General features: G+C 66.4%; 24 protein-coding genes. 16 read left to right on the top strand and 8 right to left on the bottom strand.

Annotated elements, in window-relative coordinates; genetic code table 11:
• Positions 1 to 428: 428 nt before the first annotated feature.
• Positions 429 to 1,397 carry a protein-methionine-sulfoxide reductase catalytic subunit MsrP gene (msrP, locus tag C7I84_RS11200; RefSeq protein ID WP_106772273.1) on the bottom strand — a complete coding sequence of 323 codons (969 nt, stop codon included), beginning with the start codon at positions 1,395 to 1,397 and terminating at the stop codon, positions 429 to 431.
• Between the two features lie 251 nt (positions 1,398 to 1,648).
• Between msrP and C7I84_RS11195 the strand changes: the two genes are divergently transcribed.
• Complete coding sequence (locus C7I84_RS11195; RefSeq protein ID WP_106772272.1) at positions 1,649 to 1,942, top strand: hypothetical protein; 294 nt, start codon at positions 1,649 to 1,651, stop codon at positions 1,940 to 1,942.
• A gap of 49 nt (positions 1,943 to 1,991) precedes the next feature.
• Here the strand turns inward: C7I84_RS11195 and C7I84_RS11190 are convergent, their stop codons facing one another.
• Complete coding sequence (locus tag C7I84_RS11190; protein ID WP_106772271.1) at positions 1,992 to 4,043, bottom strand: elongation factor G; 2,052 nt, start codon at positions 4,041 to 4,043, stop codon at positions 1,992 to 1,994.
• A 237-nt stretch (positions 4,044 to 4,280) separates the two neighbouring features.
• Here C7I84_RS11190 and C7I84_RS11185 point away from each other — a divergent pair, with 237 nt between their 5' ends.
• The 5 genes from C7I84_RS11185 to C7I84_RS11165 all read left to right on the top strand — a co-directional run bounded on the left by C7I84_RS11185 (position 4,281) and on the right by C7I84_RS11165 (position 9,305).
• Positions 4,281 to 4,691, top strand: a complete 411-nt coding sequence (locus C7I84_RS11185) for a hypothetical protein (protein ID WP_106772270.1) — start codon at positions 4,281 to 4,283, stop codon at positions 4,689 to 4,691.
• Positions 4,692 to 4,791: 100 nt separating this feature from the next.
• Entirely contained in the window at positions 4,792 to 4,980 is a 189-nt protein-coding gene (locus C7I84_RS11180; RefSeq protein WP_106772269.1) for a type II toxin-antitoxin system antitoxin, read from the top strand.
• Positions 4,981 to 5,229: 249 nt separating this feature from the next.
• A complete protein-coding gene (locus C7I84_RS11175; RefSeq protein WP_106772268.1) occupies positions 5,230 to 7,116 on the top strand; it encodes an MFS transporter in 1,887 nt (628 codons plus the stop codon).
• A 135-nt stretch (positions 7,117 to 7,251) separates the two neighbouring features.
• Complete coding sequence (locus C7I84_RS11170; protein ID WP_106772267.1) at positions 7,252 to 8,838, top strand: ABC transporter substrate-binding protein; 1,587 nt, start codon at positions 7,252 to 7,254, stop codon at positions 8,836 to 8,838.
• Between the two features lie 71 nt (positions 8,839 to 8,909).
• On the top strand, positions 8,910 to 9,305 hold the full coding sequence (locus C7I84_RS11165) for a (R)-mandelonitrile lyase (protein WP_106772266.1): 396 nt from the start codon (positions 8,910 to 8,912) through the stop codon (positions 9,303 to 9,305).
• A 268-nt stretch (positions 9,306 to 9,573) separates the two neighbouring features.
• On the opposite strand, the gene C7I84_RS11160 is transcribed toward C7I84_RS11165, so the two are convergent.
• Positions 9,574 to 9,927 carry an EF-hand domain-containing protein gene (locus tag C7I84_RS11160; protein ID WP_106772265.1) on the bottom strand — a complete coding sequence of 118 codons (354 nt, stop codon included), beginning with the start codon at positions 9,925 to 9,927 and terminating at the stop codon, positions 9,574 to 9,576.
• 14 nt (positions 9,928 to 9,941) lie between these two features.
• The gene (locus tag C7I84_RS11155; RefSeq protein WP_106772263.1) at positions 9,942 to 10,187 is read right to left on the bottom strand and encodes a hypothetical protein; all 246 of its coding nucleotides are present in this window, start codon (positions 10,185 to 10,187) and stop codon (positions 9,942 to 9,944) included.
• A 288-nt stretch (positions 10,188 to 10,475) separates the two neighbouring features.
• On the opposite strand from C7I84_RS11155, the gene C7I84_RS29680 reads away from it, so the two are divergent.
• From C7I84_RS29680 to C7I84_RS11145, 3 genes are all read left to right on the top strand, one after another.
• On the top strand, positions 10,476 to 10,709 hold the full coding sequence (locus C7I84_RS29680) for a hypothetical protein (RefSeq protein ID WP_133170086.1): 234 nt from the start codon (positions 10,476 to 10,478) through the stop codon (positions 10,707 to 10,709).
• Between the two features lie 68 nt (positions 10,710 to 10,777).
• On the top strand, positions 10,778 to 11,560 hold the full coding sequence (locus C7I84_RS11150) for a DUF899 domain-containing protein (RefSeq protein ID WP_106772377.1): 783 nt from the start codon (positions 10,778 to 10,780) through the stop codon (positions 11,558 to 11,560).
• Positions 11,557 to 11,850, top strand: a complete 294-nt coding sequence (locus C7I84_RS11145) for a hypothetical protein (protein ID WP_106772261.1) — start codon at positions 11,557 to 11,559, stop codon at positions 11,848 to 11,850. Before C7I84_RS11150 ends, C7I84_RS11145 begins: the two co-directional genes overlap by 4 nt.
• 125 nt (positions 11,851 to 11,975) lie before the next feature.
• Here C7I84_RS11145 and C7I84_RS11140 read toward each other — a convergent pair whose 3' ends face one another.
• The gene (locus C7I84_RS11140) at positions 11,976 to 13,178 is read right to left on the bottom strand and encodes a pyridoxal phosphate-dependent aminotransferase (protein ID WP_106772259.1); all 1,203 of its coding nucleotides are present in this window, start codon (positions 13,176 to 13,178) and stop codon (positions 11,976 to 11,978) included.
• A gap of 226 nt (positions 13,179 to 13,404) precedes the next feature.
• Here C7I84_RS11140 and C7I84_RS11135 point away from each other — a divergent pair, with 226 nt between their 5' ends.
• The gene (locus C7I84_RS11135; protein WP_245428396.1) at positions 13,405 to 14,301 is read left to right on the top strand and encodes an EAL domain-containing protein; all 897 of its coding nucleotides are present in this window, start codon (positions 13,405 to 13,407) and stop codon (positions 14,299 to 14,301) included.
• Positions 14,298 to 15,131, top strand: a complete 834-nt coding sequence (locus tag C7I84_RS11130; RefSeq protein WP_106772255.1) for an EAL domain-containing protein — start codon at positions 14,298 to 14,300, stop codon at positions 15,129 to 15,131. The genes C7I84_RS11135 and C7I84_RS11130 overlap by 4 nt, the downstream gene beginning before the upstream one ends.
• A 124-nt stretch (positions 15,132 to 15,255) precedes the next feature.
• Here the strand turns inward: C7I84_RS11130 and C7I84_RS11125 are convergent, their stop codons facing one another.
• Positions 15,256 to 15,468, bottom strand: a complete 213-nt coding sequence (locus C7I84_RS11125) for a cold-shock protein (protein ID WP_106772253.1) — start codon at positions 15,466 to 15,468, stop codon at positions 15,256 to 15,258.
• Between the two features lie 294 nt (positions 15,469 to 15,762).
• Between C7I84_RS11125 and C7I84_RS11120 the strand changes: the two genes are divergently transcribed.
• Entirely contained in the window at positions 15,763 to 16,080 is a 318-nt protein-coding gene (locus C7I84_RS11120) for a hypothetical protein (protein WP_106772251.1), read from the top strand.
• Positions 16,081 to 16,124: 44 nt separating this feature from the next.
• Here the strand turns inward: C7I84_RS11120 and C7I84_RS11115 are convergent, their stop codons facing one another.
• Complete coding sequence (locus C7I84_RS11115; protein ID WP_106772250.1) at positions 16,125 to 16,688, bottom strand: methylated-DNA--[protein]-cysteine S-methyltransferase; 564 nt, start codon at positions 16,686 to 16,688, stop codon at positions 16,125 to 16,127.
• 226 nt (positions 16,689 to 16,914) lie between these two features.
• Between C7I84_RS11115 and C7I84_RS11110 the strand changes: the two genes are divergently transcribed.
• Together C7I84_RS11110 and C7I84_RS11105 are read left to right on the top strand one after the other, a co-directional pair.
• Entirely contained in the window at positions 16,915 to 17,829 is a 915-nt protein-coding gene (locus tag C7I84_RS11110; protein WP_245428395.1) for a lytic transglycosylase domain-containing protein, read from the top strand.
• 139 nt (positions 17,830 to 17,968) lie between these two features.
• Positions 17,969 to 18,919 carry a S1C family serine protease gene (locus C7I84_RS11105; protein WP_106772248.1) on the top strand — a complete coding sequence of 317 codons (951 nt, stop codon included), beginning with the start codon at positions 17,969 to 17,971 and terminating at the stop codon, positions 18,917 to 18,919.
• Between the two features lie 58 nt (positions 18,920 to 18,977).
• Here C7I84_RS11105 and C7I84_RS11100 read toward each other — a convergent pair whose 3' ends face one another.
• Positions 18,978 to 19,403, bottom strand: coding sequence for a VOC family protein (locus C7I84_RS11100; protein ID WP_106772247.1), 426 nt, complete (start codon positions 19,401 to 19,403; stop codon positions 18,978 to 18,980).
• A gap of 71 nt (positions 19,404 to 19,474) precedes the next feature.
• Between C7I84_RS11100 and C7I84_RS11095 the strand changes: the two genes are divergently transcribed.
• Together C7I84_RS11095 and C7I84_RS11090 are read left to right on the top strand one after the other, a co-directional pair.
• Positions 19,475 to 20,074, top strand: a complete 600-nt coding sequence (locus C7I84_RS11095; RefSeq protein ID WP_106772246.1) for a TetR/AcrR family transcriptional regulator — start codon at positions 19,475 to 19,477, stop codon at positions 20,072 to 20,074.
• 73 nt (positions 20,075 to 20,147) lie between these two features.
• Positions 20,148 to 20,684: an SRPBCC family protein gene (locus tag C7I84_RS11090; RefSeq protein ID WP_106772244.1), complete on the top strand. Its 537-nt coding sequence runs from the start codon at positions 20,148 to 20,150 to the stop codon at positions 20,682 to 20,684.
• Positions 20,685 to 20,715: the final 31 nt, after the last annotated feature.

Below are 20,715 nucleotides of genomic sequence, written 5' to 3'. Positions count from 1 at the left end.
CGAGCCGAGGCGGCCGCGTTGCAGGTTCAGCGGCTGCCGCGCGCCTGCGCCCTGTGCTATTGAACATCGCGAAGGCATTGGACCACAGATGTTCGCTTTTTGCATGGGAGCCTTGCAAACACCATGCTTGTTTCTTGGGCATGAAAGGCTCATATATTCATCATCTCCAGGGCGCGTTCCTCCTCCCATTAGCGCCCTCGAGTGTTCCCCTCTGGAGGTTTAGCCTTTTTAGGCACTTCCAATCAAACTCAGCCGGGTCTTTCAGATCCGGCTTTTTTGATTCCGGCATCCTCCTGTCCTGCCCTTGCGGCGATACTCCAAAGCCAGTCTTTGATCCCGGTGGGCCACCATTTGCCGGAGCGGACGGGAATCGCCCGTCTATTACGCAGGGGCTCTCGGCGCCCAAATCGCAGGCAGGTCCGCTGCGCCTACATGAACAGCTTCTCGTCGCCGAGACCCGCATAGAGGCCCTCGACCTGGTCGCCATAGCCATTGTAGATCAGCGTCGGCACATACTCGCCGGTATGCAGCACGCGCTCCATCGCCTGGCTCCAGCGCGGGTGCGACACCTCGGGGTTCACGTTTGCCCAAAAGCCGTATTCCTGCGGCTGGATCGCCTCCCACAGCCCGACCGGACGCTCCTCGACGAACTCGATCTTGCGGATCGACTTGATCGACTTGAAGCCGTATTTCCACGGCAGCGCCAGCCTGAGCGGCGCGCCGTGCTGCTTGGCCACCGGCTTGTCGTAGGCGCCGGTCACCAGGAAGGCGAGGTCATTGCCGGCTTCCGCCATGGTGACGCCTTCGACATAGGGCCACGGATACAGGAAATTGGCCTGGCCGGGCGCCATCTCCGGATCGAGGAAGGTCTCGAAGCGGATATATGTCGCGGAGGCCTGCGGCTTCGCCAGAGCCACCAGCGCCTTCAGCGGAAAGCCGCTCCACGGAATGGTCATCGACCACGCCTCGACGCAGCGGTGGCGGTAGAGCCGCGTCTCCAGCGGGATCCTGCGCACGAGGTCGTCGAAGCCGATGGTGAAGGGCTGTTCGACCAGCCCGCCGATCTCGATATCCCAGGGCCGCGTCTTCAGCGCCTGCGCCGCCTCGGCGATCTCCTTGTAGGTGCCGTATTCGTAGAAATTGTTGTAGTTGGCGTTGATCTTTTCCGGCGTGAGGTCCCGATCGAGCTTGTAGGCCTCGTTCTTCCTTGCCGGATAGAGGTCGGCGGTCGGATCGGCTTCTTCGCCCCGGACAGGGCTGGGCAGGGCGCTCGCCGCGCCGACGATCCCGAGCCCCATGGCTGCCAGCAGGGCGCGCCGGTTGAGGAATGCCGCTTCCGGCGTCGCCTGAGCCTCGGAAATCGCCCAGGACGGGCGGCGGTGAATGGAAAAGGTCATCGGGCGGTCCTCCGCAGGCCGTTGCAACGAGCGCGGCCGGACCGGTCGGCTCGTTCTGCAAATTCGCGCGGCATGAGGCAAACGTTACAGAGAAATCCGATCTTCCGCCTTTCACGACATCGTGTGGCGAAATCAGCGGCGCCGCGCCGATATCCGGCCCTCGTGTTTGTGCCGGATATCGGCGAACATCCTACCGATCAGGCGCCGGCACGGCTACAATCGGCGCTCCGTTGTTCACGAAGGTGGGAAACATGGATCTGCAGAGCTTTAGGAATTCGCTCGCGCAACCGCTGCCGCCCGCCGGCCTGGCGCCCGCCCTGCTGGCGTTGTGGTGGGACGCGAAGGGCGACTGGGACGCCGCGCACGAGCACGCGCAGGAGCGCGACGACGCGGCCGGCATGCGGGTGCATGCCTATCTGCACCGCAAGGAAGGCGACCCGTCGAACGCCGCCTACTGGTATCGCCGCGCCGGCGCCACGCCCTCGGTACTGACGCTCGACGAGGAATGGGAAGAGCTGACGCGGGCCCTGTTGGGACAAGGCTGAATCGCCCGGCCTGCCGGGCGCGCAGAGTTGCACGCCCGGCGCCGTCACCTCACGCGGCCTTGCCGCGGGCGTTGTTCATGGCGTCGTCGGCGAGCCGGCCGGTGATCTCGGCCATGTGGTCGAACGTGGCCTCGTAGCTGGCGACGCCGGCGGTGGCCGAGCGCAGCTCGATGATCAGGTTGCCGATCTCCGACTGCGGCATGGTCGCCTCGACCACGTCCCAGCCCTTCCAGCCCGGCCGCGCGTCGTAGCCGAGGATCTGGCCGCGCCGCTGCGGCACGATGCCGGTGATCTTCGCCGTGGCGTCCGAAGGGGTGAAGATCCGCACCTTCATGATCGGCTCCAGCAGCACAGGCGAGCAGGCTGCCATGCCTTCCTTCATGGCCAGTTTCGCCGCCATCTGGAACGCCATGTCGGAGGAATCGACCGTGTGGTAGGATCCGTCGGAGAGGTTGACGGCGACGTCGACCACCGGAAAACCCAGCGGCCCGGATTTGAGGAAGTCGCGCACGCCGGCTTCGACGGAGGGGATGTACTGCTTGGGCACGACGCCGCCGGTGATGGTGTCGGTGAACTGGAAACCCGAGCCGCGCGGCAGCGGCTTGATCTCGATGACGACGTCGCCGAACTGGCCGTGGCCGCCCGACTGCTTCTTGTGACGGCCGCGCTGCTGCGTGCCTTTTCGGATGGTCTCGCGATAGGGCACGCCGGGTACCGATTGCTCGACCGCGATCTGGTTCTTGCCGTCCAGCCGCTCGACGGTTACGCGCAGATGCATCTCGCCGTGGCCGGAAAGAATCGTCTCGCCGGTATCCTGATGGGCGACGCAGAGCGACGGGTCCTCCTCGGCAAGCCGCTGGATCGCCGCCGACATCTTCACGTCGTCCTTGCGTTCGCGGGGACGCAGCGCGATGGCGAAGACCGGCTGCGGCGCAGGTTCCTGGAAGAGCTGGACGGCGGCCGTCTTGCCGGTGGTCAGCGTCTGGCCGGTGCGCGCGCCCTCCAGCTTGCCGAGCGCCACTGTTTCGCCGGCTGCCGCCGACGCGAGCTTGCTCTGCTCCTTGCCGAGCAGCCGGTAGATGCCGGAGACGCGCGCGGCGCCGCCGTCCGGCAGGACGAGCTCGGCGCCGTCGGCGATCGATCCGGACAGGATGCGGGCGACCGACAGTTTTCCGCCATGCGGCGTGTGCACGGTCTTCATCACCTGCACCAGGGTCGCGGCATTGCCGGTCACGCCGAGCCGCTGGCGTGTCGCCTCGACATCGGCGACGTCGTGGCGGATCGTCTTCAGCAGCCTGAGCACGCCGTTGCCCTTCTCGGCGGTGCCGATCAGCACCGGCGTGACATGGCCCTCGCGCAGGTCGGCGGCAAGGTCGTCGAACACCGCGTCCTGCGGCGGCGCCACTTCCTCCAGCAACTGCTCCATCAGATTGTCGTCATGGTCGGCCAGGGTCTCCAGCATGGAGAAGCGCGCCTCGACCTCGCGGCCCTTCTCGTCGTCCGGAATCTCGGCGACCTCGCTTTCGGCATGCTCGCGCCAGACATAGGCGCGCTCCAGCGCGAGATCGATCGCGCCGACCACGATGCCATCGCGGCGCAGCGGGATCTGGCGCAGCAGCAGCGGCGTCTCGCTAACCGGCTGCAACAGCTTCAGCGTGTCGCGCACGCCCGCCGGAGTCTTGTCGATCTTGTTGAGGAACAGGATGCGCGGCAGGCCGATCTCATCGAGACGGCGCATGATGAGCTGCAGCGCCGGGATCTTCTTCTCGTCGGCCTCGGTCACGACGATCGCCGCATCGCAGGCGGCAAGCACGGGCTGCGCCTCGTAGGCGAACTCGACGGAGCCGGGGCAGTCGACGAAAGTGATCAGCTCGCCCATGAAGTCGATGGTGGCGACGGCCGCCTCGACGCTCATGGCGTGGGCGCGGGCCTCGGGGGAATTGTCGCCGACCGTGCTGCCCGAAGTCACGGAATTTTGACGGGGGATGGCGCCCGTACGGGCGAGAATGGCTTCGAGAAGCGTTGTCTTGCCGCTGGCGAAGGGACCGACAATGGCGATGCATTTCGGTCCCGTTCGCCTGCCTCCGGCGCGAGTTCCCATGCTGACCTCCACTCAACCGTTTCCTCGTGAGCGGCGGCCGGCCTGTGGCCGTCGCGGGTGGGGCTTTGTCGTTTGCCGCCTACCTCCGCGCATCGTCACATGGGTTTGCCGGGAGGGCAAGGAAAAAGCCCGGCTTGTGCCGCCAAGGCAATGCTCCTACTTTGTATGACGACCGCCATCTCGGTCACGACAGGCTCTCCAGAGTCGAACGCCCACAGGACGGTACCGCGAAGGCAGATGACGGACGGCAGGCAGCACACGGAACGGCTCTGGGCATTCGTCCACGGCGTCATGCTGTGGCTGGCGGCTGCCGTCGCAATCGCCACCGCGCCCGCGGCATCGGAGCCGGATCGGCGCTTCGAGCCGGCTTCCGTCGCCGAGCGGGTGCTGGAGGCGCGCAAATCCGATCCGCGTCCCGGCGCGCCGCTCTGGGAAACCGGCATCGTACCTGCCGAGCCGGATACACCGGCCTCGCCGCCCGACATGGCCGAGGCAGCGGACGGTTTCGGCCTGCCGCCTGCGGGTCCGTGGCATGGTCCGTCGCCGCAGCTGGCCGCGAGCCTGCCGGATCATCTTTCCTTCGTCGTCCGATCGGAGCTCGGCCTCGTTCAGGCGCGCGCTCCGCCGCCTGCCACGCTCGGCGCCTGATCGCCGGCAGGCCCGCGCCTGCCCCTGCCCAGGCAATGGTTCCGCGAACGTCCCATGACGCAAGCGTCTCGGATTTAGACAGACAGGCAAAGGACTACCCATGGCCAAGACCCATCCTCTCGGTTTCCGGATCGAACCGGACATCAAGGAAGCGCTCACCGTCGCGGCGAAGGAGGACCATCGTTCGGTCTCCTCGCTGGTCGAACTGATCATCGCCAAATGGCTGCGCGAGAACGGCTATCTCGCCGGCCAGCCGCATCGCTCGCTTCGTCCGGCGCTCGACGCCTGATGCCTCGTCGATCCGGGCCGGCCTCCGGCCCGGATCGCTTGACGTATGAAAGTGTATGGAAAATACATTCACACCTTCCCTAACGCCAGGCCTGTACTTTCTCTTCACGTATAAGACAAAAGTCGTAATTCAATAGTCATAATCCTAAAGACGCTCTGCCTAAGCGCATTCTTTTCTGACACTTGTTCCGCCTGCCGGCCGAACCGGCCGGCATTTCCGACAAAACGGATCGCTTTCAGGAGGAACGACATGTCAGTGGCAGCAATTGCCGCTGCCGAGAGGCGCGGCATGACCAGGGAGGAGAAGAAGGTCATCTTCGCCTCGTCGCTCGGTACCGTCTTCGAATGGTACGATTTTTATCTCTACGGCTCGCTCGCCGTCTTCATCGGCGCGGCCTTCTTCAGTGAGTATCCGGAGGCGACGCGCAACATCTTCGCGCTGCTCGCCTTTGCCGCCGGCTTCCTGGTTCGCCCGTTCGGCGCGCTGGTGTTTGGACGTCTCGGCGACCTTGTCGGCCGCAAATACACCTTCCTCGTCACCATCCTCATCATGGGCCTGTCGACCTTCCTTGTCGGTCTCCTGCCGGGGTCGGCAAGCTGGGGTATCGCGGCCCCGATCATCCTGATCGCCCTGCGCATGCTGCAAGGCCTGGCGCTCGGCGGAGAATATGGCGGTGCGGCGACCTATGTCGCCGAGCATGCGCCGGACGACCGCCGCGGCTACTACACCTCCTGGATCCAGACGACGGCGACGCTCGGCCTGTTCCTGTCGCTCATCGTCATCCTGGCGATCCAGACATGGATGGGACCGGACGCGTTCAAGGCCTGGGGTTGGCGCATTCCCTTCCTGGTGTCTGTCGTGCTGCTCGGCATCTCGGTGTGGATACGGCTGTCGCTGAGCGAATCGCCGACCTTCCAGCGTATGAAGGAAGAGGGCAAGGGCTCCAAGGCGCCGCTGACGGAGGCCTTCGGCCAGTGGAAGAACGCCAGGATCGCGTTGCTGGCGTTGCTCGGCCTCACCGCCGGCCAGGCCGTGGTCTGGTATTCCGGCCAGTTCTACGCGCTGTTCTTCCTGACCAACGTGCTCAAGGTCGACTCGGTGTCAGTCAACATCATGATCGCGATCGCGCTGGCGCTGGGCACCATCTTCTTCGTGGTGTTCGGCTGGCTTTCCGACAAGATCGGCCGCAAGCCGATCATCATGGCCGGCTTGGCGCTCGCCATCGTCACCTATTTCCCGCTGTTCAAGGCGCTGACCTGGGCCGCCAATCCGGCGCTGGCCACCGCCCAGCAGAACGTGCGGGCGACGGTGACCGCCGCCCCGGGCGACTGCAACTTCCAGTTCAAGCTCACCGGAACCGAGAAGTTCACCTCGTCCTGCGATATCGCCACCGATTTCCTGACCAAGAATTCCGTGCCCTACGACGTCGTCGCGACGGCGGCGCCAGGCACGGCCGCAACGGTCAAGATCGGCGACGAGACGGTGGAATCCTACGACGCGACCGCGGCCGGTGCCGAAGCGGCGGCAAAGAACGCGGCTTTGTCGAAGGGCCTGTTCAACGCCTTGCAGGACGCCGGCTACCCGCTGGTGCGCGATCCGGCCAAGGTCGCCGAGCAGAAGCTCGATGCCCTGGTGGCGGCCAATCCGAAGCTCGCCCTCGACGCCGCGGCGATCCGCGCCGGCGACAAGGCGACGGTTCCGCTCGAACAAGCGGTCAAGGACAAGCTGATCACCGCGGAAGAGGCGGCGGGCGCGACGGAGGTCGCTGTCTACACCGTGCCCGGTGCCGGCGCGTTCAAGATGGTGGCCGATCCCGCCAAGGTGAACTGGCCGATGATCATCGGCATCCTGTTCATCCTCGTGCTCTACGTCACGATGGTCTATGGGCCGATCGCGGCGATCCTGGTCGAGATGTTCCCGACCCGCATCCGCTACACCGGCATGTCGCTGCCCTATCACATCGGCAACGGCTGGTTCGGCGGCCTGCTGCCGGCGACCGTCTTCGCCATGAGCGCGGCGGCAGGCGATATCTACTACGGCCTCTGGTATCCGATTGCCATCGCCGCCATGTCGCTGGTCATCGGCCTGATCTTCGTGCGCGACACGCTCGGCACCGACCTGCACGCCAAGGAATAGGGCCAGCCGGACAGCTCTTGCTTCGGGCCGGCAGGCGGAACGCCTGCCGGCTCTTCTGTCTGTGTTGGGACAGGCCTTGGCAAAGCCGAGCCGGGCGAGGCAGGATGGGGGGCAACAAGAACAGAGGGAACGGAAATGTCGGAACTGGACCATCTCAGCCGGCTCGTCGCCGGAGGGCGCCTCAGCAGGCGCGACTTTCTCGGCCGCGCCGCCGCGCTCGGCGTGTCGGCCGGCCTGGCGAATTCGCTGCTGGCGGGCGCCGCGCAAGCGCAGGCTCCCGTGAAAGGCGGCGTGCTCAGGGCCGGCATGGTCGGCGGCGGCGCCACCGACAGCCTCGATCCCGGCAGTTGGACAAGCCAGGTGCCCTACACGCTCGGCCGCTGCTGGGGCGAGCAACTCCTTGATGTGAAGCCGACCGGCGAGATCGACTGCCGGCTTGCCGAATCCTTCGAGGCCTCCGACGACGCGAAGGTGTGGACCTTCAAGATCCGCCAGGGCGTCACCTTCCACAACGGCAAGGACCTGACGCCGGCCGATGTGGTGGCGACGATGGAGCGTCATGCCGACGCGGCTTCCAAGTCGGCGGCGCTCGCCTTCGTCAGCGCCTTCGACAGCGTCAAGGCCGACGGCCAGAACGTGGTCATCACGCTCAAGGAGCCCAATGCCGACCTGCCTTATGTCGTCGGCGACTACCATCTGATGATCCAGCCGAACGGCGGCAAGGACAATCCGACCGAGGGCATAGGCACCGGACCCTACAAGCTCGCCGTCAACGAGCCCGGCGTGAGGCATGTCGGCGAGAAGCATCAGGGATACTGGGGCAGCGACCAGCGCGGCCACGCCGATTCCATCGAGATCATCGTCGTCAACGATGCCACGGCCCGAACCGCCGCCCTGCAAGGCGGCCAGGTCGACATGATCAACCGCGTCGAGCCGAAGATCGTCGACCTGGTCAAGCGGGTGCCCGGCGTCACCATCCGCAACGTGCCCGGCAAGGGCCACTATGTGATGATCGCCCATTGCAACACCGCGCCCTTCGACAACAACGATTTGAGGCTGGCGCTCAAATATGCCGTCGACCGCGAGGAGATGGTGCAGAAGATTCTCGGCGGCTACGGCACCGTCGGCAACGATACGCCGATGGTGAAGGGTTATCCGCTGTTCGACGACGACATCGAGCAGCGCAAGTTCGATCCGGAAAAGGCGGCCTTCCACTACAAGAAGTCCGGGCACAGCGGCCCGGTGCTGATGCGCACGTCGGATGTCGCCTTCCCCGGCGCCGTCGACGCCGCGCAGCTCTTCCAGCAGAGCGCCGCCAAATGCGGCATCACCGTCGATGTGAAGCGCGAGCCGGGCGACGGCTACTGGTCGGAGGTGTGGAACAAGCAGCCTTTTTCCATGTCCTACTGGACCGGCCGGCCGACGCAGGACCAGGTCTATTCCATTGCCTACCTGTCCAAGGCGGAGTGGAACGATACGCGTTTCTTCCGCGAGGATTTCGACAGGCTGATCATCGGTGCCCGCTCCGAACTGGACGCCGCCAAGCGCAAGTCCATGTACCGCCAGGCGGCGATGATCCTGCGCGACGAGGGCGGCGTGATCGTGCCGATGTTCAACAACTACATCGACGCGACCAGCCCGCGGGTCGGCGGCTGGGTCGACGATCCGAACGGCGAGATGATGGGCAGCCATGCGCTGACCAAGTGCTGGGTGGCGGTGTAGCCCGGCAGGTTCTATGAAGGCGGGCCGGACATGGATCGACCGGCCCGCTCATCCGACAGGAGAAACCGGCCATGAAGATCATTCCTTGCGGCAGCGTCGCCACCAAACCGGCGCCGGAAGCCTATTTCACCGGCCGCGTGCTGCAGACCCCGATCGTCGAGAAGGAGGAGCCGGCGCGGCTGCGCGCGCTGCTGGTGCAGTTTGAGCCGGGCGCGCGCACCGCCTGGCACACGCATCCGCTCGGCCAGACGCTGCTCATCGTCTCCGGCGCCGGCCGCGTGCAGAGCTGGGGCGAGCCGGTGCAGGAGGTGCGCACCGGTGACGTGATCTCCTTCGCCCCCGGCGAGAAGCATTGGCACGGCGCCGGGCCGCGCACGGCGATGAGCCATATCGCCATGCAGGAGGCGCTGGACGGCGTCACCGCCGATTGGCTGGAGAAGGTGTCGGAAGAGCAGTATTCGGGTTGATGCTGCGGGATCGTCGCCGGATCAATGACAGTTGCGCAATCGCCCAGAAGTTGACCGATGAAGCGCCCCTCATCGGTCCTTCGGACCATCTCTGCCCCGGGTGAGAGGAACCGCTGCCGCGATGCCGGCGCTCCTCCGGCCCGGGTTCCTCGCCCCACGAAGTGGGAGAGGTGGCCCGGGAGGGCTGTGAGAGGACTGCCCAACAGACCCAAAAGTCAGAGCTCGAGGCCCTCGGTGTTGGGCTCCGGATCAAATCTTTCCGAGCGTCTTATTTGAGCTGCCCGTCGCCGGCACGGTCAGCTCCGGCAAAGTCCTTCATGACCTGTCCCATGAACTCGGAGCGGCTCACCCGCTTGTCGCCGTTGGCATCCATGGACGAGAACTGGTCCGGCGTCAGCATTTTCGCCACTTCGTCCTGGCTTATCGAGCCGTCACCGCTGGCGTCGATTTTCGAGAAGGCGGCGGACATGAAGGTCTGGTACTCGGCCTTGCTCACGCCGCCGCTTTTGTCGGTGTCGAGCTGGTTGAGTTGACCTTCATGCATCGCCGGGGCTTGTTGTGCCGTGGCGATGCCGTTTCCGAGAAACACGACGCACGCGGCCGTCAGAGCGAGCTTTTTCATCAGATATCTCCTGGTTAGCCGCAAGCCAGACGGTTTCCGAGGTAGCCGCCGCCGCCAATTCCGGCCGCCACCGCCAGGACCTGGCCGCTTCCTGCTCCGATCGTGCTTCCTATGAGGCCCCCGACGACCGCTCCGCCAACAGTGCCGGCTATGCAGCCGAACTCGTGGTTGCGGGCCTGCACCTGCGGGTCCGAACTTGATTGGCAGCCCGCTATCATGAGGGTTGCGGCGGAAATCGATAGAATACGTCTTCTGATCATAACCTCTCCTCGTATTCCGGACCGCTGAAACGTCGACGGTCCGTCGCCCCGACGGCAGGATGGCAAGTACCAGACCGAAAGACAACCTGTTGTTGTCTATTGATGTGTTGTCGGTCGAGGAACGTGCCGGATAAGGCCGCGGTGAGCCACAGCGACGTCATCCGGCGTGGGAGCGCCTTGCCCGCAGCAGGTCGAGGAACATTTCCGACAGGCGCTCGGCAAGCTGCCGGCCGTCGGGCTCGCCTTTTTTCGATTGCCTCGTCCTTGGCGCCGTGCAGCCCCTGAATCATGACGATCGCCGCCAGTTTCGGCAATGCCGCCGACCAGGCTCCGGCGGCGGCGCCTGCGGCAATGAAGACCATGCCGTCGCGGCGGCCGGGCTTCTCCTGGTCACGCGGCTTGGGGTGGTGCGCGAGAACATCGCTGCGCCGCCGAATTCGGCGGCTGCCGTCGAAATCCCGTCAGACTTGTTACTCCCGCCTGTCGATTTCCGGTGCCAAAAAGCTATCTCACGGCCAATGAGCGCACTGAGCGGCGGCCGCATCGCGCTCGGCGATACCGCGCAGCGCCCAATGAGGAGGTTCGAGATCATGACCGCATCAGCCGAAAATCGAAGCGGACATCCCGCCATGCACACGCCGCCGGTGGTATCGCCGCGGGAATGGGAGGCGGCCCGCGAAAAACTGCTCGTCAAGGAAAAGGCCAACACCCGCGCCCGCGACGCGCTCGCGGCCGAGCGCCGGCGCATGCCGTGGATGGCCGTGGACAAGGCGTATGCTTTCGAGGGGCCCGAAGGCAAGGTGAGCCTGCTCGACCTGTTCGACGGCCGGCGTCAGCTGATCGTCTACCGCGCCTTCTATGAGCCGGGCGTGTATGGCTGGCCCGACCATGCCTGCCGCGGCTGCTCGATGGTCGCCGACCAGGTCGCTCACGTCGCTCACCTGAACGCCCGCGACACCACGCTCGTCTTTGTCTCGCGTGCCCCGCAGGCCGACATCGCACGGCTGAAGGCGCGCATGGGCTGGAAAATGCCGTGGTACACCGTCACCGACAGCTTCGACGCCGATTTCGGCGTGGACGAATGGCACGGCACCAATGTGTTCATCCGCGACGGCGGCCGGCTGTTCCGCACCTATTTCGTCGACAACCGCGGCGACGAGCAGATGGGGGGTACCTGGAACTACCTCGACATCACGCCGCTCGGCCGGCAGGAGGTCTGGGAGGACTCGCCCGAGGGCTACCCGCAGACACCACCCTACCAGTGGTGGAACTGGCACGACAGCTACGTCGCCGGCGCAGCGCCCGACAGGAAGTGGGTGGAAGTGTCGGACGCCGGAGAGGCGGCCATGCGCCACCAGGACGCAAAACCATGAGCCACGCCTGCTGCGGCGGCTCCGAAGGTGGCGAGGTCCGCCGCCACGCCGCCGCACCTCCTTCGGCCGACGGTCCGGCCTTTCGAGTGGTCGACGGGCTGGCGCTTGCGGCCTCGCCGACCTTCGCAGCCATGGCGCTGCTGACCGACGTGCTGGGCGACCCGGCGGAGATGCTGTGCTCGGTCGCCGGCGTATCGCCGCTGAGCGGGATGGCTTTGATGTACCTGCTGATGAGCGTCTTCCACGCGGGTCCCTGGCTGAGGCTGCTCCGCGCCCGCCGGCTGCTCTGAGGACGGGAAGCGAAGCCTCGCTTGCCGGACTGCTCCATCGCGGCTGGCCGCCATCTTTCCGCGGCCCCGCAAAAGAAAAACCCGGCGCGGAGCCGGGTTTTTCTTGTTCGAGTGTCGGCGTCGCGTCAATCCAGCGAGGCGGTGAAGCGCTGGATGCGCGTGCAGGCCTCCTCAAGCAGCGCCTCGGAGGTCGCGTAGGAGATGCGGAAGTTCGGGCCGAGGCCGAAGGCCGTGCCGAACACCACCGCCACGCCTTCCGCCTCCAGCAGCTCGGCGCAGAAGTCCTCGTCGTTCTCGATGACCTTGCCCGACGGACCCTTCTTGCCGATCAGGCCCGCGCAGGACGGATAGACGTAGAACGCGCCTTCCGGCGACGGGCACTGGATACCGCGCGCCTGGTTGAGCATCGACACGACGAGATCGCGGCGGCCCTGGAAGATCGCCTTGTTCCTGGCGATGAAATCCTGCGGGCCGTTGAGCGCCTCGACCGATGCCCATTGCGCGATGGTGCAGGCGCCGGAGGTCTGCTGGCCCTGGATCATGTCCATTGCCTTGATCAGCTCGACCGGGCCGGCGGCATAGCCGATGCGCCAGCCGGTCATCGCATAGGCTTTCGACACGCCGTTCATGGTCAGTGTGCGGGCGTAGAGGTTTGGCTCGACCTCGGCGATGGTCTTGAAGACAAAGTCGCCATAGGTCAGGTGCTCGTACATGTCGTCGGTGAGCACCCAGACCTGCGGATGCTTCAGCAGCACGTCCGCCAAGGCCCGTAGCTCGGCCTCGGTATAGGCCGCGCCGGACGGGTTCGACGGCGAGTTCAGCACCAGCCATTTGGTCTTAGGCGTGATCGCCTGCTCCAGCGCCTCCGCCGTCAGCTTGAAGCCGTTGGCCGAGGTCGTCGCGGCGAAGGTCGGCGTGCCGCCGCACAGCGCCACCATTTCCGGATAGCTCACCCAGTAGGGGGTCGGGATCACCACTTCGTCGCGGGGGTTCAGCGTCGCCATGAAGGCGTTGAACAGGATCTGCTTGCCGCCGGTGCCGACGATGGTCTGTTCCGGCCGGTAGTCGAGATTGTTCTCTCTGCTGAACTTCTTGGCGATCGCGTCGCGCAGCGGGGCGATGCCGGAGACCGGCGGATACTTCGTCTCGCCGCGGCGGATCGCCTCGATCGCCGCGTTCTTGATGTTGTCCGGCGTGTCGAAATCCGGCTCGCCGGCGCCCAGCCCGATGACGTCGCGGCCTTTCGCCTTGAGCTCGCGCGCTTTCTGGGTGACCGCGATCGTGGCGGAGGGCTTCACGCGGGAAAGGGCGTCGGCAAGGAATGCCATGACTGGATGTCTCCACAGGGTTCGGATCGGCTAGAGCCGCGGTTGACCGCGACATCGATCGTTCGGACGACGTCCAGCCGCGGGCGACGCTCTAATGTCCGATCGCGGAAAGATGTGCAAGTATTGCATCGTAACCGGGACAATTCCGCGGCAAGGGCGGTTCCCGTTAACGGCCGATAAAACCATGCGGGTTACCGTCCCGTGTTGGCCAGAGGCGGAGGCGGACGTGTCGCCAAGCGGGATTTTCGCGCACATCGCCCGGGACGGCGACGGATCATCGGTCGGCGTGTGGGGAGCCTTCACGTTGCGGACGGCCTTCCAGCCGATTTTCGCCTTCCATGAGAACACGCTCGCCATCGCCGCCTTCGAGGGGCTGATCCGGCCCTACCGGCACGGCCAGCCGGTGCAGCCGGCCGCCTTCCTCGCCGCTCTGCCCGTCGGCGACCGTCTGCAGGTCGAGACGCTGGCCCGAACCCTGCACCTGGCCAACGCCGCCACCTGCCTGCCCGAGTCGGCCAGCGTCTTCGTCAATTTCGATCCCTCCATCTTCGTCGACAGGTCGATCGCCAGCGCGGCGCTTTCCGACACGCGCAACACCCTGGCGCAGGTCGGCATCAAGCCCGGGCGCGTCGTCTGCGAGGTGACGGAACAGAGATCGGCATCGCAGCAGGTGCTGCGCGACTTCGTGCGGTCGTTCCGCCAGGCCGGCTTCAGGATCGCCATCGATGACTATGGGGCCGAGGATTCCGACATCGAGCGCATCCGCGTGCTGAGGCCCGAGATCGTCAAGTTCGACGCTCATTGGGTGGCCAGGCTGATGGAAACCGGCCCGGGTCTCGGCCTGCTGAAGGCGATGGTCGGCATTTTCGCCGGGCAGGGGATCACGACAGTGTTCGAGGGCATCGAGGAAAGCCGTCAGATCGGACTTGCCGAGCAGGCCGGGGTAGCGATGGTCCAGGGTTTTGCCCTCGCCCGTCCGGAACTGGCGCCGGCGAGCTTTGCGACGTTTCCCAGGACCGCGATGCCCGTCGCTCGACGGGGACGCGGTCAGCCGGTGCATTCCATGGCCGGCCTTGCCGGAGAGACCTTCGGGCCGCGTTTCGGCCGCAAGGTGGCGCCATGAGCCCGAATCAGCGGATGCTGGCGATCATGGATGCGATCGCCGTCGACGAGACCGGCTTGTCCTTCGGCGTCCTCGACGCGCTGCGGCTGAAATGCGCCTTTCAGCCGATCTTCGCGCGGCGCGGGCCGATGCTGGTGCCCATTGCGGTCTCGGCAGGTTTCGTCGCACAGCGCCGAGGGCAATCGCTCGGCGAGACCGAACTCGCGGGTTTGTCTGCCGCGGAGCGCGGTTTCATGCAGGCTCTCGGCCGCAGCCTCGCCATCCGCAATCTCGCCTATATCGGCTGCGACGATCCCGTGTTCGATCTCGTTCTCGACCTTTCCGAGGACGTCAGCGATCCCGAAGACGAGTTGCGGCTGCTCCTCGACGAAGCCGCGCTCGCCGACATCGCGCCGGATCGGCTCTGTTTCGACCTCACCGCGCTGCGCAGCGCTCCCTGTTTCGCCGCGCTTGCCATGCGGTTGGAGACGTCGGGGACGCCGCTGGCGCTGGATCTGGCGGCGGCGAGCCGGCGCGAGGCGGGTTCGGCTGCGGTGCCCGGGCTCGTCCGGATCCCGCCAGCCTGGACACGCGCGATCGTCGCCGAGCCGGACCTGCTGCGGCTGTTGCGCCTGCTGGTGACGACGCTGCGGCGGCGCGGCGCCGCGGTCCAGATCGAGGGCATAACGGACGAAATCCAGCTGCGCGCCGCGGTGACCGCCGGCGCGGATAGGCTTCAGGGCGATTTCCTGGCGCCGGTCGCGCTCGCGGGCACGGATTTCGACGCCTCGCCGCGCGCCTTCGCCGATTTCATCGGCGGCAGCGGCAATGTCGTGCCGCTTTCGGCTTGACGCATCTCTCCCGAAAGCGTGCGGCGGTTTCGGGATAGTGACGTGCGCAAGATCAAGAACCCTACGGCGTAAAAGAAAAAGGCAGGAATATCCCGCCTTTTTCTCAATTCCGAAGGTCGGACGTTCAGCCGATCTTGGCCAGCTTGCCTGCGGCGGACTTGCCGGTGCGGCGGTCCTGCTCGATCTCGAAGCTGATCTTCTGGCCCTCGACGAGGCCGGTCATGCCGGCGCGCTCGACCGCCGAGATGTGCACGAACACGTCAGCACCACCGGCGTCGGGCTGGATGAAGCCGTAGCCCTTGGTGGTGTTGAACCATTTGACAGTACCGGTAGCCATCTTCTCTCCTGGTGTCGCTACGTTCTGACCGGACTAGGCGCCCGGCAGGCCCTATCGAAATTTGCAGATGAACGTCAGCGGACGCGAAGGTATCGCGAGCTACCGATCGACCGAAAATTCAATACTGCGCGTATAAATTGCTTCGCCGGTCGAGACAAGAGGAGATCGGACCGTCGGCTCACGGACTTGTGATAGGATATGCGCCTGGAAAGGTGAACCCGCCCTGGGTGAGCCGCGTATCTGTTCTTGCGGACCGGCCGGCGGCCGGACCCGCGCTGACCTTCGGAGGCTTCGATGAAATCCGTGCTTCTGGCGCTCGGCCTGGCTCTGGTCGCCGGCGAGGCTTATGCGATCTCCCGCTACAATTCGGCCGGCATGAGCTGCGCCGAGGTGAAGGCCGTGATCCAGCGCGATGGCGCCGCGATCGTGCGCTACCGGTCCGCCCGCACCGGCGCCCAGCTCTACGGGCGTTATGTGCGCGACAGCCGCTTCTGCGCTACCAGCGAGCTGCCACAGATCGTCTACATCACCTCCGCCGACAGCCGGCAGTGCCTGGTGCGCGAGTGCCGCTACTACGATCCCGACGACGAGTTCCTGCTGTTCGGGCGGTAGCGCGGCCAGGGCCGGAATGACGCCAGGGCGCTTGCGCCGATCGGTCAGAAGGCGAAGGCGCCCTGTCCGGGCGGGGAAGGCGGGCGGGCCCGCTCCAGGTCGAGCAGCCGGCGCTTGGTGAACACGCCGCCCGGCGCCGAGAAGCCGCCCATCCTGCCGCCGGCGGCCACCACCCGATGGCAGGGCACGATGATCGGAACCGGATTGCGGCCCATCGCCTCGCCAACCTCGCGCGCCATGCCGGGGCGGCCGACCGCCTCCGCCAGCCCGCCATAGGTGACGGTCTCCCCGTAGCCGAGCAGGCGCATGCGCGCGTAGAGCGCCTGGCGAAGGTCGTCCGCCTCGCCGAGATCGACCGCGACGCCGGCGAAATCGACGCGCTCGCCGGCGGCGTAGCGGGTCAGGGCGTCGATGGCAGCCTGTACGGGCGCCGGCGGCTCGCCGGGTTCGGCAGGCGCCCCGCGCGACAGCAGCCTCGCCCGGGTGGCGTCCCGGTCCCGCTCCGGCAACTGCAACCGGGTTATCCCGCGCGCGCTCCAGGCAATACCGATCCAGCCGAGCGCAGTCTCGAACACTGCATGACCTTTGTCGGTAGGCTTTGCGGACATAGGGCATCTCCTGACCGGAGGACTCTATCATGCGGCGCTGAGGGTACAAAGAGCGAACGGAGACCGCCGCCCCTACACGGAGCCAAAGCTGGAGATCGTTCGACGCGTCCAAAGTCCCCGGCAATCACCATCGGCTCGCGTTTTCGCGAGCCGGCGGATTGCCGGATTCGTTAAAGTTCGGTAAGTCGGCAGTGGGGACAACAGAACGGCAGCCTCCGCATTGCCCTTGACGCCGAAGTACCTCCTGCTGATCGCAGCGCTCGCGCCGGCCGCTCTGAGCGGCTGCACGTCGACCGGAACCAATACCTCCGCGGCATTCAACATGGCGCCGGGCGATCCCGAATTGCCGGCGACGATGGCGCTCGAGCCGGGTACGACGGGCGAGATCGTCGCGGTCACCAGCTTTGCCGCGGCCGCTCCGGCCGGCAATGCCGCGGCCGCCGTCCAATCAGCAGTGCAAGCCAAGGTTGCGGACGCCGCGTCGCCGCAGCAGCCGGAAGGCGAGGCGGCGGCTGCTGCGGATGACAAATCCGTGCCGGCCGCCGCGACAACAGGTCCGCTGGCGATAGCCGAGGCCGCGGCGGCCAGGAAAGCCGGCACGATGGCAGCGGCGGGCCCGCCGCCGGCTGAGGGTCGGGCACAGGCGGTCAAGGCGATCGCCAGGCCTGCGGATCTGGCGGCGGCAACGGCCGCGCCTGCTGCCTATGCGAAGGCGGACAATCCGCGCGGCGACCTCGACCAGCTCATCGCCAAATACGCTGCCCTCTACGAGGTGCCGGTCGATCTGGTGCGGCGCGTCGTCAAGCGCGAGAGCAATTTCAACCCGGCCGCCTACAATCGCGGCCATTACGGCCTGATGCAGATCAAGCACGCCACGGCGCGCGGCATGGGCTACCAAGGGTCGGCAAAAGGCCTGTTCGACGCCGAGACCAATCTGAAATACTCGGTGAGATATCTGCGCGGCGCCTACATGGTCGCCGACGGCGACCACAACCGCGCCGACCGGCTCTATCAGACCGGCTACTACTATCACGCCAAGCGGAAAGGCCTGCTCGAAGAGACGGGCCTGGGCAGGGACCGCGTGCGCCGGCGCGCGGCCGCGCTTCCCGAAATGGCGCCGGTTCCCGTTCCGACGCAGTAGTGCCTTTCCGGAAGGCAGGAACTCCCGGCCGGGGAAGACCGCATCGCTGACCTATGCGGCGATTGCATAGGTCGGCCCTCGCAGCCTCGCGCCCCACTCCCCACATAGTCGGAAAGCATCTTTCCGAAAGGACGCCCCGATGGGCTATCACGACAAGGATCTCGGCGCTGACGCCGCGCTGCTCGACGCCTATTCGACGACCGTGGCCGACGTGGTCGACCGGGTCGGGCCGGCGGTGGCGCGCATCGACCGGCTGGGTGGGCGCGGCGGCCAGGGGTCGGGCTTCGTCATTGCGCCGGACGGGCTGATCGTCACCAACAACCATGTGGTCGAGGATGCCCGCAGCGTGCGGGTGACATTGCCGGACGGCCTTGCCGGCGAGGGCAGGGTGCTCGGCCGCGATCCCGACACCGACGTCGCTCTGGTGCGCGCCGACCTCAGCCCGCCCGTCTACGCGCCGCTCGGCGATTCCAAACGGCTGAGGCGCGGCCAGATCGCCATCGCCATCGGCAATCCTCTCGGCTTCGAATGGACGGTGACGGCCGGCGTCGTCTCGGCGCTCGGCCGCTCGATGCGGGCCGCCACCGGCCGGCTGATCGACGACGTCATCCAGACGGACGCCGCGCTCAATCCGGGCAATTCCGGCGGGCCGCTGGTGTCGTCGGCGGGCGAGGTGGTTGGCGTCAACACGGCGGTGATCAGCGGCGCTCAGGGCATCGCCTTCGCCGTGGCGTCGAACACGGCGAAGTTCGTGATCTCGGAGATCCTGCGCTTCGGCCGGGTACGCCGCGCCTTCATCGGCGTTTCGGCCGACACGATCACGCTGCCACGCCGCACCGCGCTGCTGGCCGGCCGCAAGCTGGACACGGCGGTGCGGCTGCGCACGATCGAGAAGGACGGCCCGGCAGGCAAGGCGGGGCTCGCCGTCGGCGACGTCGTGCTGGCGATCGACGGCGTCGCGGTGACCGGCGTCGACGACCTGATCCGCCTGCTCGACGGCGAACGCATCGGCCGCGCCGTCGAAGTCGCCATCCTGTCGCCGCGCGGGCTGGAGACGAGAAGCGTGGTGCCGGTGGCGCGCGGCGGCTAAGGGCGCCGATATCGAGCCGGCCCTGTCGCTGCCCTGATCGTCTCGCCGGTGCGCCGACTCAATTCCCCGCAGCGCCTTCAGCATACTGCGCCAGGAATTCCTCGCTCGGCGGGATCGGCTTGACCACGTCGATCATGACGCCGTTGGGGTCGGCAGTGATGAAGTGGCGCTGGCCGAAGGCCTCGTCGCGCAACGGCAGGAGGACCGGCAGCCCGGCCGCCGTCACCCGCTCGTAGACGGCGTCGGCGTCCCGCACCTCGAAGTTGATCAGCAGCCCCTGCGTCCTGGCGCGGCCGGCCGGCGGCACGGTCTCGTGGTTCCACTGCACGATCCCGAGATTGACCTTCTTGTCCTCGGTCGAGCGCAGGTGGACGTACCAGTCGTTCTGGAACAACGCCTCGAAGCGGAAATGCTCCTTATAGAAGGCCGCCGTGCCGGCAACGTCGTCGGTCATCAGCACCGGATAATAGCTGGTCGTCTTCATGGCTCTTCCCTTTCGCCTGAAACAAACATACAGTCTGCATGTTTCTTTCAATTAACATACAGGCAGAATGTATGCAACAGGAATCCGCACGACGCTCGAACAGGGATCGCAGCGAGACGACGCGTGCCGAGCTCATCGCCGCGGCGCGCCGCCTCTTCATAGAAAAGGGCTATGCCGACACTGCCACGCCCGACATCGTGGCGGCCGCCGGAGTAACGCGCGGCGCGCTCTACCACCACTTCGCCGACAAGAAGGCGCTGTTCGCCGCGGTGGCCGAGGCCGAGGCGAGGACGGTCGCCGAGGAGATCGACCGTGCCGCGCCGGACGACACGCCGACGCGCGAGGCGCTGATCAGAGGCGGCGAGGCCTATCTCGCCGCGATGGCGGAGCCCGGCCGCACGCGCCTGCTGCTGCTTGACGGACCTGCCGTGCTCGGCCGCGGCGGCATGGATGAGATAGACGACCGTCACGCCGCCCGCTCGTTGCGCGCCGGCATCCAGTTCGCCGTGCGTGCCGGGGAGCTTCCTAGGGATCTGCCGGTCGATGTGGCGACGCAGCTTCTCTCGTCGGCCTTCGACCGGGCCGCCCTGGCGATCGAGGCCGGTGGCGATGCGCGCGCCTACGGCAAGGTGCTTGCCGTGCTGATCGACGGCCTGGCCCGGCTCGACTGAGCCTGTCCGGCGCTACCGTTGACGCAGGCCGGCCGGCACGTCACTCTCCGTCGGCTTCGCGAGGGGGTGTCGCATGGTCAGGCTGTTGAAATGGCTGTCCTATCTGGTCGTCGCCGGCGCCGTCGCGGTCGTCGCCGGCTCCTTCCTGCTGCCTGTCTCGGTCACCGTCACGCGCTCGGTCGAGATCGCCGCGCCTCCGGAAAAGGTGTTCGCGCTTGTCGGCGACCTCAGGCGCTTTCACGAGTTCTCGCCGTGGGCGGACATCGATCCGCTGACGCAATACGTCTTCGAAGGACCGGACAGCGGCGTCGGCCAGAAGATGAGCTGGGCATCGCCCAATAGAAATGTCGGCACCGGCTCGCAGACCGTCACCGCCTACCAGCCGCCGTCGCATGTCGGTATCGATCTCGTGTTCGGACAAGAGAGCACAGCCGTTGCCGCATGGGACCTCGCCCCCACGGACTCCGGTACGCGGGTGACCTGGAGCTTCCACACCAGCCTCGACGGCATCGTGGCGCGCTGGTTCGGCCTGATGTTCGACCGTTGGATCGGCGCCGACTACGAAAACGGACTGGAGCGCTTGAAACTGGTGGCGGAGAAGCAGATTTAGCGCAGCAGCTACGGCCGCATGCGAGTTGGCG

Origin of the sequence: Kumtagia ephedrae (assembly GCF_003012745.1) — a bacterium.
GTDB classification, from domain to species: Bacteria; Pseudomonadota; Alphaproteobacteria; order Rhizobiales; family Rhizobiaceae; genus Kumtagia; species Kumtagia ephedrae.
The sequence above is the reverse complement of the archived record's forward strand: the minus strand, read 5'-3'. Positions and strand labels throughout refer to the sequence as shown.